The organism is Archangium gephyra (genome assembly GCF_049060025.1).
GTDB classification, from domain to species: domain Bacteria; phylum Myxococcota; class Myxococcia; order Myxococcales; family Myxococcaceae; genus Archangium; species Archangium gephyra_A.
In genome coordinates this window covers 8,354,303-8,367,506 of record NZ_JBMEQQ010000002.1, presented here as the reverse complement: position 1 = coordinate 8,367,506, position 13,204 = coordinate 8,354,303, and the positions used below count along the sequence as shown (strand labels likewise).

Sequence of the window (13,204 nt, the reverse complement as noted above, 5' to 3'; positions counted from 1 at the left end):
AAGACCTCAGCGCCCCATGCGGCGGCGAGCCCGCTCCCGGGCGGCCTCGAGCGCCGAGTCCACGCCCCGCTCCTCGCGCGGCTTCGTCTCTTCCTGGGCCGCGACCGGAGCGTCCGGAGAGGGGCCCGTGCCAGCCCCAGGCATCGCCGGAGAGGGGCTCGCGGAGGCGGGGGCGGACAGGCCCGGCACCGCTCCGGCCGCCGCGGTGGAAGGAGCCACCGCGCGCCGGAGCCTCGGGCCCGAGAGGAAGCGGCGAACCACCACCTCCGCCAGCAGCACCGCCACCGCCAGGGCCACCAGCCAGGGCGCCAGCGCCACGCGGCCCTCGGACTCGGGCGCCTCCGAGAAGAGGCCCGTCATGGAGAGCCGCTCCAGGCCTCCACCCACGGCCGCCACCCCGCGCAACACCGCCAGGCCCTCCTGGGCCGTGCCGGGCTCGAACTCGGGCGCGTAGGGCAGCGTCACCGGAGGCGCCCGCAGCACGCGCGTGCCCAGCTTCACCACCGGGTGCCACGTGCCGCTGCCCGGCAGCGTGTACTCGGCCGCCACGCGGTCCTCGTCCTCCCAGCGCATGGGCAGCTCCACCGGCGCGCCGCGCCCGTCTCCCGGCAGCAGCACCAGCGAGGGCAGCGCACCCGGCAGCGCCTCTCCCGGCGCGAAGTCCAGCGTCACCCGCAGCAGGTTGCCCCGCCGCTCCGAGCGCGCCACCGCCTCGCCCGCCTCGCCCGCGCCGCCCATGCTCCAGCGCACCATGCCCTCCAGCGCCGCGCGCAAGCCGCTCCAGGTGCGCAGCTCGCCGGTGAACTCGCCGTCCACCTCCGCCATGAGGGCCACCACCCGCCCCGAGCCCCGCGGCCACAGCGCCAGCACCGGCGCCGCGTTGTCATCCAGCGTTCGCAGGGCCACGCTCGCGCGTGGACGCAGGTACGTGAGGTTGTAGCCGCCCACCTGCGGCAGCCCCAGCGCCGGCAGCTTGCCGAGCAGCGGCAGGTCCGGCGCCGCCTCGAGCGAAGCGGGCTCGTCCACGAAGGTGGCCCGCGCCACGGCGATGGTCTCCTGGCTGAAGATGCGCGGCAGGCTCGTCGCGTCCTCGGCGAAGTAGACGCGGCCTCCGCCCTTGGCGGCGATCTCCTCGAGCAGCGCCGCGTCCGGGTCCGTCTTCGAGCCCAGGCCGATGACGGACACCGTCACCTTCTGGCCCTGCAGCTCCGCGAGCGTCCTCAGGTAGTCGGCCGGCTCCTCCGAGTCCGCCGCGTCCGAGAAGAGCAGCACGTGCCGCGTGACCTTGTCGCTGCGCAGAATCTGTTTGCGGCCCTCGCGCAGCGCCTCGCCCACGTAGATGCCGCCGCCGCCGCTGAAGCCCCGCGACACCTCGTCCAGGGGCAACCCGTTCTCCACGGGGCTCATCGGGAAGATCTCGTGCACCTCGGTGTCCACCATGTGCACGGACACCTCGTCCTTCTCGTTGAGCAGCGTGAGCGCGCCCACCACGCCCTCGGCGGCCAGCTCCATCTTCGTGCGCCCGTCCGGCACGGTGGCGCCCATGGAGCAGCTACAATCCATCAGCACGCTCATGGCCAAGGCCGTGCGGCGCTGCTCCTCGCGCATCTCCAGCGACACCGGCAGCAGCGGCTCCACCGGCGAGCGGCGGTAACCGCCCTCGCCGAAGCTGGAGCGGCCGCCCGTCATCACCAGTCCACCACCGGCCTGCTCCACGTAGGAGGCCAGGGCGTGGAGCGCCGGCTCACCGAGCTGATTGGCGTCCACGTTCTCCAGCACCACCGTGCCCACCCCGTCGAGGGCATCGAGCGTCAGGGGGAAGGGCGCGCGCACCTCCAGCGTCAGCCCCGCCGAGCGCAGGCTCTTGGCGAGCGTGCCCTGCGGCTGCGCGGTGAGCAGCAGCACCCGGGGAGGGCCCTCCACCCGCAGCACCGCCTGGCCCACGTCGTTCTCCACCACCCCGTCGCCGGGCGCCTCCACCGTCAGCCGGTAGGCCACGAGGCCCGGGTCGTCCACCAGGTCGCGGAAGGGCAGCAGGTTGGGCCCGGTGTGGAACTCGAAAGGCCCCTTCACCAGCACGCGGCCGTTGCGCTCCAGGCGCACGGTGCCGGTGACGGGCGCCGAGGCCACCACCACCCCGGTCATCTGGAAGGGCTCGTGCGCCTTCACCGCGGCCGGCACGTCCAGCGAGAGCACGGCGAGATCGAGCGGCGAGTCCTCGCGCGCCACGTGGCGGAAGTCCACGGCGATGCCCCGGGCCGCCAGCCGCCGGGCCGCGCCCCGAGCATCCGCTCCGGTGGCGCGTCCGTCGGACACCACCAGCACCCGGCCCGTGCGGCCCGGAGGAACGAGGGCACCCGCCGCGTCCAGCGCCGCCGACAGGTCCGAGGCCTCCGCGTCCACCGTCCGGGTGAAGCCGCCGAAGCGCCCCACCTCCGAGAGCGGATGCTCCACCCGGGCCTCGCGCCCGAAGGAGATGACGCCCACCCGGTCTCCGGAGCGCCGCTGCGACTCCAGCAGGCCCACCAGCTCCGAGGCCACGCGTCCCGCGTCGGCGGGCATGGAGCGCGAGCGGTCCACCACCACCACCACGTCGCTGCCCGCGTGGCGCAGCACCCACTCGGGGCCGGCCAGCGCGCCCACCACGAGGAGCAACAGGGCCCACCGCAGCACCATGGGAGGGCCGGGCCGCTGGCCACGCTTCCACAGGAAGAGGCCCAGCGGGACGAGGAGCACCAGCGCCTGGGGCAGGGAGAAGCTCATTCGTCTTGGAGTATAGGCTGGCGGGGCCTTCCCGCAGTCGGCGGACTGGCGCAAGGGCTGTGCCCCTCGGCGTGAGCTCCAACCCCACCCCGTCACACCCCCGTCACACCGGCACGGCTACACAGGCCCTCGTGGTCCGCTTTCAAGGATCCCATCGCAAGACTTCAAACGAGGGTGAACACCATGATGAAGATGTCCAGGAAGTGGGACGTGGCCGGAGTGTTTCAGACGAGCGGAGTGATGATGCTCGGTGCGGCGCTTGTCTTGTCCGCCTGTGGGAGCCCCGAGGAGGCCACGGCTCCGGTCGAGCAGGCGCTCTCGGCCGCGAAGCAAGCCGCGGTCTGCCAGGATTGCGAACCGGGAGGGGGAGGCGGGGGCGGGGGTTCAGTGACTCCCCAGATTGAATTCTTCGAGGGGAACGATGCCACCCAGGACTCGCTGGGCAGGGTCTACCTGCCCCCCTACGGCGAGTTCCGTTCCTATGATCTGACCGCGTCGGGGACCAACATTGGCATCCCCAACGACGAGGCGCGCTCCATGGTGCTTCGCAACCTGCCCGCGGGGACCCGCATCGTCCTCTGCGACTGCCCCCACTCGTCGGATAACTTTCCGGACAGCTGCCCGATCGCGGACAGGGTCTCCTACACGGTCCGGTATGAAACCCTCGTGTCGCAGACCGTTGGCTCGTTCGAGGAGGCCCTCCCCACCGGAGATACGGGCAACCTCTCCATGTACTATTCGAAGCACCCCTGGACCAGCGACCGGGTCATGGATGGCAAGGTGTCCGTCATCCAGGTGTTCGCGCCAGGGGTCCTCGCCGAGGTCGCCAACGCCGTGGGCTGTGACTACTGAGCCCGCGCTGTCCGCCGCGTGAGGTGGAAGTCCGCCAGCAGCGCGGCCAGCAGTCCCGCGGGAAAGCACGGGGCGCCTTCCGGCCGCGCGGCGTGCCGACTGGTCCAACAATCGGACCAGTTGCTCCCCGTCGCGGCCGGAACCTCCCCCCTGACAGGACCTACCCCTCCTGGCCTGGCTGACGACGCCGGTGGGTTTCATCGGCGTCCCGCCCCATGGTGGCCCGCCGGTGCATGCCGGACGTTCAGTTGGTGACGGTGCGGCGTGAGCTTGCTCCGACGAGCCGTAGGGCTTCCGGGCTCCACGAGTGGCGAGCCCTCGCCTGCCCCATTGCTTGTGCGGGCACCGGCCCTCCGTCCGTGGCTATAGGAAGGTGATGGAAGATGGCGCCACCGAATCTCCGCTCTCACGTCTCTGCCGTGGCTGCGGCCTGTGCTGCGATGGCAGCCTCTTCACCCACGTCGGACTGGAGCCCGAGGAAATCGGCCAACTCCACGCCCTGGGAATTCCCACGCGGACCCTTCGCAGCGGTACGGAGGTGCTGCCGCAGAGATGCTCCGCGCTCGAGGGCCGCGACTGCCAGATCTACGCGGACCGTCCGGCGAGCTGCGCGGCCTACCAATGCGTGCTCGCTGAATCCCTGCTCGAGGAGGAGGTCACCCTGGAGGAGGCACAGGCCGTCGTGAAAAAGGCGCAGCGCCTGATCGCGGACGGACACGCCCGAAGGTTTCTGCGACAGCGGTTCCGCGGCCGCAAGGGGCTCGACTGACCCGGGAGAGGCTCACTTCACCTCGGTGCGCCGCGTGAGGTGGAAGTCCGCCAGCAGTGCCGCCAGCAGCACCAGCAGGGGCCAGCGCGCCCGTCCCGGAGCGGCGCCTCCCTCGTCGTCATCCCCCGCGGCCTGCGCGGGCCTGTCACCCTCGCCGCGTCCGCGCAGATCCGACTCTCGCGCATCCAGCGGCAGCACCTCCACCGCGTCCACCGGCTCGCCATCCCGCTCCAGCGTGTAGCGTCCGGGCACCGCGGGAGGCGGCAGGCTCAGGGCCCCCGCGCCGAAGAGGGGCCGCGTTCCCTCGGGGCCTTCCAGCGTGTAGCGGGCGCCCGGGCGCGTCACCACCGCCAGGGACTCGCCGAGCGAGAGCTGCCGCCGGGGGAAGCCCTCCTGGGAGCGCCGCACCTCGCGCAGCAGGTTGCCCAGCAGCACCGGCCACGCGGGCGTGCGCTGCACGTTGGAGCGCGAGAAGTCCACGTTGAGGTGCACCTGTCCCTCCGCCTCGGAGAGGAGCACCACCGTCCCCGCCGTCATCAAGGCCCGGCCCGGAGGTGGCTCGGCGCCGGCCGCCCAGCGCACGCCGCCCAGTTGCACGTCATCCAGCAGCGGGTGGCCCTTCTCCGCGAAGAAGGGGCCCACGAAGGTGCGCACGGCACCGCCCGCGCCCACCGTCACCCGCGCGTCCGAGCCTCGGGGGCCCACCACGAGCGCCCCCTCTCCGGGCCCCTGCTCCACGCCGGGCGACACCGCGAGGAAGCGCTCCAGCGCCGAGCGCACCTGCGCGTCCAGTCCCTCGGCCAGTGCCACGCGCACCCGCCGCTCCGGGGCCGGTGGGAGGCGGGCCTCGCCGTCCTCGGGCAGCGCGTCCGGCGGCAGGGACACCTCCACGTCTCCCGCGTTCTCGAAGGTGAAGCGCAATGTGGCCGCGCCCTCCTCGGGCAGCCGCACCCGCTCGCGCCGCTCGGTGCCCTCCTTCGCTCCCGGGCCAGGACGGGCCACCGCGTGCACCTCCGTCTCCTCGGGCCCCGTACCGAAACGCGCCACCCGCACCGTCACCGTGGCCGTGGAGCCCTCATCCCGGCGCCACGCGGACACCAGCGCCACGTTGTCCCGGGGTGCCCCCAGCGCCGTCCAGCGCACCGCCGCGGGCACGGCCACGCCTTCCGCGGGCGGAGCATCGGTGAAGAAGTGCACGCGCCGTCCCGGGCCCGCCAGCTCCTGGGCCCACAGCAGCGTGGGTGCCACCTCGTGGTCCGCGCCCAGGGCCCGGAAGGACTCCAGCGCGGCCAGTGCCCGCGAGGGCTCCGCCTCCGGCCCCGCCAACACGCGCGGCACCGTGCCACTGGCCAGCACCGTCACGCTCGTGGCCTTCTCCTCCTCCACGCGCCGGGCCGCCTCCGCGCGCACCTTCTCCAGCACCGGGCGTCCGTCCGCACCGCGCGCCGACAGCGAGAGGCTGCCGTCCACCACCAACACCACGTGCCGCGTCCGGGCGTCCTCACCCAGGCGCACGTCCGCGAGGAAGAGGGCCGCGGCCACCACCGCCAACGCCTCCAGCAGCAGCGAGGCCTCGTGGGTGAAGCGCTCGAAACGAGGGCCGGCCTCGGCGCGGGGACGGGGCGTGCGCCAGAGGAACAGGGCGCTCACCACCACCGGCTTCTGCTTGCGCCGCAGGAAGTACGCCGCCACCAGCGGCACCAGGGCGCCCAGCGCCAGCAGTCCCCACGGGAAGCCGAAGCTCATGCCCGCGAGGCTCCGACGTATTGGCGCAGCGCGAGCACATCGAGCCCCAGCACGCCCACGAGGAAGAGCCAGCAGCCCACCGCGTTGCCCGGGACGATGAGCCACCAGAGGGTGAGTCCTCCGGCGAGCCCCACCGGCAGCCACGGGAACTTCTCCGGCGGGCGCCGCTCGAGCAGCATCGTCCCGGCCAGGAGGAGCAGCAGACACAGGGCGAAGACGGAGGCCTGCCGGGTGCGGCCGGAGTAACGGAACTCGGGCACGTACCAGGCGGCGGGGTTGTAGTCGTTCCTCCAGCGGCCGGCGTAGGGCACGTCCCCGAGGAGGTCCGGATTGTCGCTGACGTACCGGGACTCGATGGCACCGCGGTAGTAGCCCCCATGCTTCACCCAGGGGAGGTGGAAGGCCAGGAGGCACACGCCCAGCGCCACCAGCACCCAGAGGCGGGGCCCCGTGCGTACGGAGGCCCAGGAGCGCTCACCGGCTGGGAGCACGGCGAGCCGCTGGCGCACCTGCTCGGAGCCGGCCAGCCAGGCCGCGAGCAGCCAGAGGAGGGGCGTGAGGCCGAGACCGAACTGGTGCACCGCGTGCGCGAGGGGGAGCAGGGTGAAGGTGGGGCGCAACCACGGGTGCCACGCTCCGGGAGGGAGCTGCTCCACCCACCGCAGCCAGTGCGGGAGCGGCTGCCCGGCGGTGCGCTGTTCTTCCACGAAGACGAGCAGTCCGAGGGCCAGCATCATCAGGGACCAGTTCAGGCCGAGGCCCTGGATGAAGGGCAGCACCGAGAGACCGATGGCGGCGGCCGCGAGCAGGACCGCGAGTTGCGTCCGCGAGAAGCGGGAGAGAGGGGCGGCAACGGACATGGCGGGCTTTCAGAGGCCGGAGGAGCATGGCCACCATACCTCCGAGGCGGAACACCGGGCCACTCGGCGAACGTCAACCGCCCGCTGGGAGGAAGAGGGGCCGCAGCGCTCCGGCCACCAGCGCGCGCAGGGCCCGCGGCGCGGGGGCCACCAGGTGCATCGCCCGGGCCCTCATCGCCGCGGCCCCGAGGACCTTCTGGTGCTCGGCGAAGCGCCGGGTGTAGGCGGCCAGCACGTCCTCGGTGAGCAGCTCCTCCAGCGCCGCGCCGCTCTCCGCGTCCACCAGCCGCGCGCCCTCGCCTCCCGTGGGATCGAGATCCTCCGCGTCCAGCACCTGCACCAGGAAGAGGGCCGCCGCCCCCTGCGCCAGCCGCGACACGAGGGATGGCAGCGGGGCCTCGAAGAGGAAGTCGCTCACCACCACGCGCAGGCCGCACGGGCGCAGCGGCGGCAGGCGTCCGAGGGCGGCGTGCAGATCGTCCTTCGCATCGAAGGTGGCGGAGCGCAGGGCGGAGCGGCACACCTGGCCCTGCACGCGCTCCGGACGCGCGCCGCCCACCAGCAGCGTGGGGCTGAGTCCCTGGTGCGCTCCCACCTCCGTGGCCAGCAGTGCCAGCTCGCGCGCGCACCCGGCCTTGCGCGGCGACAGCGCCATGCTGCGCGAGCCGTCCAGCAGCACCTCCAGGCGCGGGGATACCTCGTCCTGGCGCACGCGCAGAATCAACTCACCGGTGCGTGCCACGGCGTTCCAGTCCATCTGCCGCAGGTCGTCTCCCGGCTGGTAGGCGCGGAAGTCGTGCAGTTCCAGCGAGGATCCGGCCGAGGACGCACGCACCTCGCCAGTCCGGCCCCGGTGGGGCGTCCGTGGCAACGCCAGGGCGAGGCCCGGAGCCAGCCGGGCCACCTCCGCCTCGTCGAAGTCCAGGGCGGTGCTCATGAGGCGTGGATCCGGCGCTCGCGAGCCACGAGGGCCCGGTCCGCGGTGAAGGCGGCGAGCACGGCCATCCCCCACACGCAGGCGAGCAGCCCCAGGCTCATCTTCGTCTCGTTCAGCGAGTAGTCGTAGTCGCTGAAGTTATCCAGCCCGAGGAAGGGGTTGAGCAGGTTGAAGAGGGGGTCATCCACGCGCTGGTCGAAGAGGACGGCCAGCAGCGGCAGCAGCGCTCCGGCCAGGCCCGCCAGCGCGAAGAAGAGGACGCGCACCACGGCCGGGGAGGCGAGCCGGTCCGAGCGCGGCAGGCGCCCCACCACCAACGGCAGCGACAGGAAGAAGATGGCGTACGCCGGCGCGGCGAGCACCGTGAGCAGGTGGTGCTCGGTGACGCCGCCGTTGCTCACGGACAGGGAGAGCAGCCCGCAGCACAGCGCCGTCCAGCCGAGCACCAGCAGGACGATGAGCCGGAAGCCCCGCACCGCCCCCGGGCGCAGGAGGGAGAAGGGCCGCGTGTGGGCGCGCAGGGCACGGGCCTGGCCGTCCACGTCCGTGGCCACGAAGATGCCGATGAGGGTCAGGTGCAGGCACCCGAGGATGCTCGCCGCCCCGGCGGTGGCCGTGCCCGGGGTGTCCATCAACCACAGTCCCACCAGCAGCACCGCGGAGAGCAGCATCTGCAGGGTGAGCGCCAGCCGCGGGCCGTGGGTGTAGTTCTCCGTGACCAGCGACAGGCGCGCGGCGGCCGTCTCGAAGAGCACCCACCCATAGGAGAGCATCACCCAGAGGAAGATGCCGAGGCCGATGAGGAAGTCCTCATCACGCGCGGTGGAGCGGTAGCCCTGGTCGCTCAAGAACCAGGCGGCGATCAGGCTGTACAGCATCGACATGCCCAACGTGCCCAGCAGGACGAAGTGCACCAGGGCGCGGCCGATGCGCCCGTCGGCGAGCGTGGCCGCGCACACCGCCACCACGGTGAGGAAGACGAGCCAGCCCGCGCCCAGCCCGAGCACCAGGAGGATGGTCGGCAGGTCGATGCCGTTGAGGTAGTAGCTGAAGAGGAGGAAGGGCCCCACGGCGGAGGTGTACAGCCCCGCCTGCACCAGGAAGGAGGCCACCTTGCCGCGCAGGATCCGCCGGGGCCCCAGGCCGGTGAGGATGAGCAGCACCCACGTCTCGTCCTCGCGCTCGCGCGCCAGCGAGCGGTAGGCGCTGTAGGGGATGATGAAGAAGTGCACCACCGACTGGCAGAAGAAGAAGGCGAAGAAGTAGCCCTGCCCATGGGTGGTGAGCCCGGCGTCCCGCGTGGCGGCGTAGGCCACCAGGGAGAGGATGAAGCAGGCCACCAACATCAGCCCGAAGCTCACCCAGAAGAGGCGGGAGCGGAGGCCCTGGCGCACCTCCTTCACCACCAGCGGGTTGAGCCTGTCCCCCAGCCGCTCCAGCACTCCGGGCCGGGTCTCCTCGCGCGGGGCGGTGCCCGCGGTGTCCGTGGCGAGCGCGCTCACGCCACCCTCCCCTTCGTCACGTGCATGAACGCATCCTCCAGGTTGCGCTCGCGGTGGCTGAAGGCGCACACGGGCACGCCCGCCCCCACCAGCACCGCCAGCAGCCGCGCCGCCGACTCGTCCACCCAGTTGCCGGCCGCCGCGCCGCCCTCGTTCTCCAGCCGGACCCGCAGCGCCTCGCCCTCGCGCGCCACCTGCTTCACCCGGGGCTGCTCCAGCAGCAACCGCTCGGCGCGCGCCCACACCGCCTCGCCCTCCTCGCCCGGGAAGAGGCGCACCGTCAGCTCCGCCACCGCCGTGCCGGCGGCCTGCGCGAGGATGTCCGCCACCTTGCCCGTGGCCAGCAACCGGCCCTGCTCGATGATGGCGCAGGTGTCGCAGATCTCCGCCAGCTCGGTGAGGATGTGGCTGGAGATGAGCACCGCCTTGCCCTGATCGGCGAGCGCGCGCAGCAGCTCGCGCAGCTCGATGCGGGCGCGCGGGTCCAGGCCGTCCGCCGGCTCGTCGAGGATGAGCAGCTTCGGGTCGTGCAGCAGCGTACGCCCGAGCGCCACGCGCTGCTTCATGCCCTTGGAGAGCGCGCTGGTGAGCTTGTCCTGGAGGGGCAGCAGCCCGGTGAACTCCATGACGGAGGCCACGCGTTTCGTCCGCTCCCGGCCCTGGAGGCCATAGGCGCGCGCGAAGAAGTCGAGGAACTCGAGCACGGTGACGTCGTCATAGGTGCCGTAGCGGTCCGGCATGTAGCCGATGAGCGGCCGCACCTTGTCCGGGGTGTCCACCAGCGAGTGCCCGTCCAGCATCACCTGGCCCGCGTTGGGCGTGTCCAGGGTGGCCAGTATCCGCATGGTGGTGCTCTTGCCGGCGCCATTGGGCCCGATGAAGCCCAGGATGGTGCCCGCCTCCAGCTCGAAGGACACGTCGTCCACCGCGCGCAGGGCGCCGTAGTCGCGCCGCAGCCCCTTCACCTCCAGCAGGCTCATGGTCCGTCCACCCTTCCGTGCACGAAGTGCATGCCCTCGTGCAGCTCCGCCGGGAGCGCCGACAGGGGCGTCTGTCCCGCTCCCTCCAGCTTCGCGGCGAAGCCCCCCTCCGGCAGGGGCGCGTCCAGCGTGTCCCAGGGCACGCGCGAGAAGCGGCTCTTCACATGCTCCGGGAAGCCCACCACCCAGGTGAAGGACACCTTCCCGATGGAAGCGTGCGCCAGCGAGGCCTCGCCCTCGGCGCCGTCGGCGAGCGCCGGCAAATCCCACAACTTGCCGTCCAGCCGCACGTAGCCTTCCGCCAGCGGGGCGCCGAGCGCGTTCTGCACGCGCAGCGCGTTTCCCTCGCGGCGCACGGTGAGCCGGGCGCGCGAGGGCAGCACCGCCACCTCGCCCCACTCCCGGTAGGAGCGCGAGGGCAGGAAGCCGCCCTTCACCACCATGCCATTCGTCCAGTCCGCCTCCATGGCCTGCTCATCCCAGTTCAGGTCCGGCCCCAGGAGCGCGGCCTGTGCCGGGAGGCGCACGCCCTCCGGCTCCAGGTTGGCGTAGTAGCCGCCGATGCTGGCCGTCAGCGCCCGGTCCCGGTCCCGGTCCAGCCAGGTGAGGCTGTAGCGGGAGGCATGGATGGAGAAGCCCTCCACGAGCACGGACCAGGCGACGATGGCCAGGCACGTGACGAGCGCCACCGAGGGCACGGCGATGAGCAGCGCCACAGGCCCCTTGCGCCGGGCGAGCGCGAGGCCCCCGGGGCCCACCGCCAGCACGAAGAGGGTGATGAGCAGCAGGAAGCGGCCCACGGGCGCCTGGACTCCGGGCAGCAGTGCCACCTGCCCGTCACTCAGCATGTGGCTGTTGCCGAAGCTCCGCTCCCAGCTTGGCGGAGGCCCGGCGGGAGCGACGAGGCCCACGTGGCCCAGGCTCGCCTCCTCCATGAGGTTCACGTCGGCGAGCAGCGCCGCGCCACACTCCTCCGCCTTTCCGCACACCCGCACCCGGCCGAAGCCGTAGGGGACCACGCCCTTGGGCGTCTGGGTGAGCAGCGGCAGGCGTCCCACCACGTCGCGCGGAGGGCGGAGGAGAATCAAGTAGCCTCCGGTGGAGGCGTAGGCCTCGAGCGCGCTCCAGACATCCGCCGGAAGCGCGGTGACGTCCCCGGCCACCACCACCATGGGATGGCCCACGTAGAGGGCGAGCTCGCGCGGCGCGTCCTGCGGCGCGATGAAGCGGACCGACAGCTTCGGCTTCTCCTTCACGCGAGGCAGCTTCGTGCCCGACTCGAAGGTCTGCTCCGAGCCCAACACGAGCATGGGCTGGCCCGTGGGGTCCACCGAGTAGAAGTTGAAGGGCCGGAAGGAGCCGCCCGGGCTTTGCACGCGCACCAGGCCTCCCTGCGCGGTGCTGGCCACGGGTATCCAGGCGGAGAGCCGCTGGCGGGGGCCCACCTCCACCTGCCGCGTGGCCACCTGGGAGCGGCCCACCCGCTGGGACTCGACGCGGATGCTCACGGCGCGCGGGGTGGAGCCCGGGTTGTAGAGCGTCACCTCCAGCGGGATGTAGCCGCGCATGGGGCGCAGCACGCCGTTGACCACCGTGGCCTGCAGGTCTCCCTCGGACACGTTCACCGCCTGGCCCGTCACCTCCTGGTAGCCGGGGACCCAATCCTTGCCGGGTGTCTCGAAGTCCTCCTCCGCGACGGCGGTCTCGTCGTCCACCACGGCCGCCTCCGGCTCGGGCGCGGCCAGCGCGGGACTCGCGCACAGCAGCAGGGCGAGCAGCGCGGCGGCAAGACGCTCACGCACGAGGCACCTCGGGGATGGCCTGGAGCAGGGCGCGCACCACGTCCAGGGCACCCACCTTCTCCAGCGAGGCCTCGTAGGCGAGCACCAGGCGGTGGTTGAGGACGGCGGGGGCGGCGGCCACCACCTCGTCGAAGCCCACGTTGGGCTTGCCCCGCATCAACGCGAGCGCCCGTCCGGCCGCGGCCAGCGCCAGCGCCGCGCGAGGGCTGGCCCCATAACGTACGAAGCGGCGCACCGGCTCGGGCGCGCCCGGGCCGCGCGGGTCACTCGACTCCACCAGCCGGCCGATGAAGTCCGCCACCGGCACGGGCAGGTGCACCCGGTCCACCGTGGCGAAGAGGGAGGCGAGCCCCTCGGCGTCCGTCACCGGCGGCAGCACGGGCGGGGTGCCGCGCACGCGCGTGGTGAGCAGGGTGGTGAGCGTCTTGGCGCCCACGGGCGGCACCTGGACGCGGAAGAGGAAGCGGTCGAGCTGCGCCTCGGGCAGCGGATAGGTGCCCTCCAGCTCGATGGGGTTCTGCGTGGCGAGCACGAAGAAGGGGTCGGGCAGCGGACGCGTGTGGCCGAGCACCGTCACGCCGCGCTCCTGCATGGCCTCCAGCAGCGCGGACTGCGTCTTGGGGCTGGAGCGGTTGATTTCGTCCGCGAGCACCACGTTGGCGAAGAGGGGCCCCTCGCGGAAGGTGAAGTCGCGGCGGCCATCGCCCTCGAGGACGTAGGTGCCGGTGATGTCCCCGGGCAGCAGGTCCGGGGTGAACTGGATGCGGCGGAAGGGCAGCCCGAGCAGCCGCGCGAGCGCCTTGCACAGCTCCGTCTTGCCCAGGCCCGGCAGACCCTCGAGCAGCACGTGGCCGCGCGCGAGCACCGCCGCCGTCACCTGATCCACCACCTGCGTCTGGTCGAGCAACACCTGGTTCAGCCCCTTCTGGAGCTGCGCCACCCTCTCCGCCGCGCCCTGCACCTCGGCGGGGCTCAACAGTTCCGACACGGCCG

General features: G+C 72.7%; 10 protein-coding genes. 2 read left to right on the top strand and 8 right to left on the bottom strand.

Translation table 11 applies throughout. From position 1 onward, the window contains the following. Positions 1-6: 6 nt before the first annotated feature. Positions 7-2,763, bottom strand: coding sequence for a VWA domain-containing protein (locus ACN28I_RS36680; RefSeq protein WP_420946547.1), 2,757 nt, complete (start codon positions 2,761-2,763; stop codon positions 7-9). A 183-nt stretch (positions 2,764-2,946) separates the two neighbouring features. On the opposite strand from ACN28I_RS36680, the gene ACN28I_RS36675 reads away from it, so the two are divergent. Further along, positions 2,947-3,615, top strand: a complete 669-nt coding sequence (locus tag ACN28I_RS36675) for a hypothetical protein (RefSeq protein WP_420946546.1) — start codon at positions 2,947-2,949, stop codon at positions 3,613-3,615. 376 nt (positions 3,616-3,991) lie between these two features. Then, positions 3,992-4,384, top strand: coding sequence for a YkgJ family cysteine cluster protein (locus ACN28I_RS36670; RefSeq protein WP_420946545.1), 393 nt, complete (start codon positions 3,992-3,994; stop codon positions 4,382-4,384). A gap of 12 nt (positions 4,385-4,396) precedes the next feature. Here the strand turns inward: ACN28I_RS36670 and ACN28I_RS36665 are convergent, their stop codons facing one another. The 7 genes from ACN28I_RS36665 to ACN28I_RS36635 form a co-directional block, all read right to left on the bottom strand. Then, positions 4,397-6,130, bottom strand: a complete 1,734-nt coding sequence (locus ACN28I_RS36665) for a BatA domain-containing protein (protein ID WP_420946544.1) — start codon at positions 6,128-6,130, stop codon at positions 4,397-4,399. Next, entirely contained in the window at positions 6,127-6,990 is an 864-nt protein-coding gene (locus tag ACN28I_RS36660; RefSeq protein WP_420946543.1) for a hypothetical protein, read from the bottom strand. The genes ACN28I_RS36665 and ACN28I_RS36660 overlap by 4 nt, the downstream gene beginning before the upstream one ends. Positions 6,991-7,063: 73 nt before the next feature. Continuing rightward, positions 7,064-7,927 (bottom strand): DUF58 domain-containing protein, encoded by an 864-nt coding sequence (locus tag ACN28I_RS36655; protein WP_420946542.1) that lies wholly within the window; start codon positions 7,925-7,927, stop codon positions 7,064-7,066. Then, entirely contained in the window at positions 7,924-9,429 is a 1,506-nt protein-coding gene (locus ACN28I_RS36650; protein WP_420946541.1) for an ABC transporter permease, read from the bottom strand. Before ACN28I_RS36650 ends, ACN28I_RS36655 begins: the two co-directional genes overlap by 4 nt. Further along, on the bottom strand, positions 9,426-10,409 hold the full coding sequence (locus tag ACN28I_RS36645) for an ATP-binding cassette domain-containing protein (RefSeq protein ID WP_420946540.1): 984 nt from the start codon (positions 10,407-10,409) through the stop codon (positions 9,426-9,428). Before ACN28I_RS36645 ends, ACN28I_RS36650 begins: the two co-directional genes overlap by 4 nt. After that, a complete protein-coding gene (locus ACN28I_RS36640) occupies positions 10,406-12,211 on the bottom strand; it encodes a hypothetical protein (RefSeq protein ID WP_420946539.1) in 1,806 nt (601 codons plus the stop codon). Before ACN28I_RS36640 ends, ACN28I_RS36645 begins: the two co-directional genes overlap by 4 nt. After that, the gene (locus ACN28I_RS36635; protein WP_420946538.1) at positions 12,204-13,199 is read right to left on the bottom strand and encodes an AAA family ATPase; all 996 of its coding nucleotides are present in this window, start codon (positions 13,197-13,199) and stop codon (positions 12,204-12,206) included. Before ACN28I_RS36635 ends, ACN28I_RS36640 begins: the two co-directional genes overlap by 8 nt. Positions 13,200-13,204: the final 5 nt, after the last annotated feature.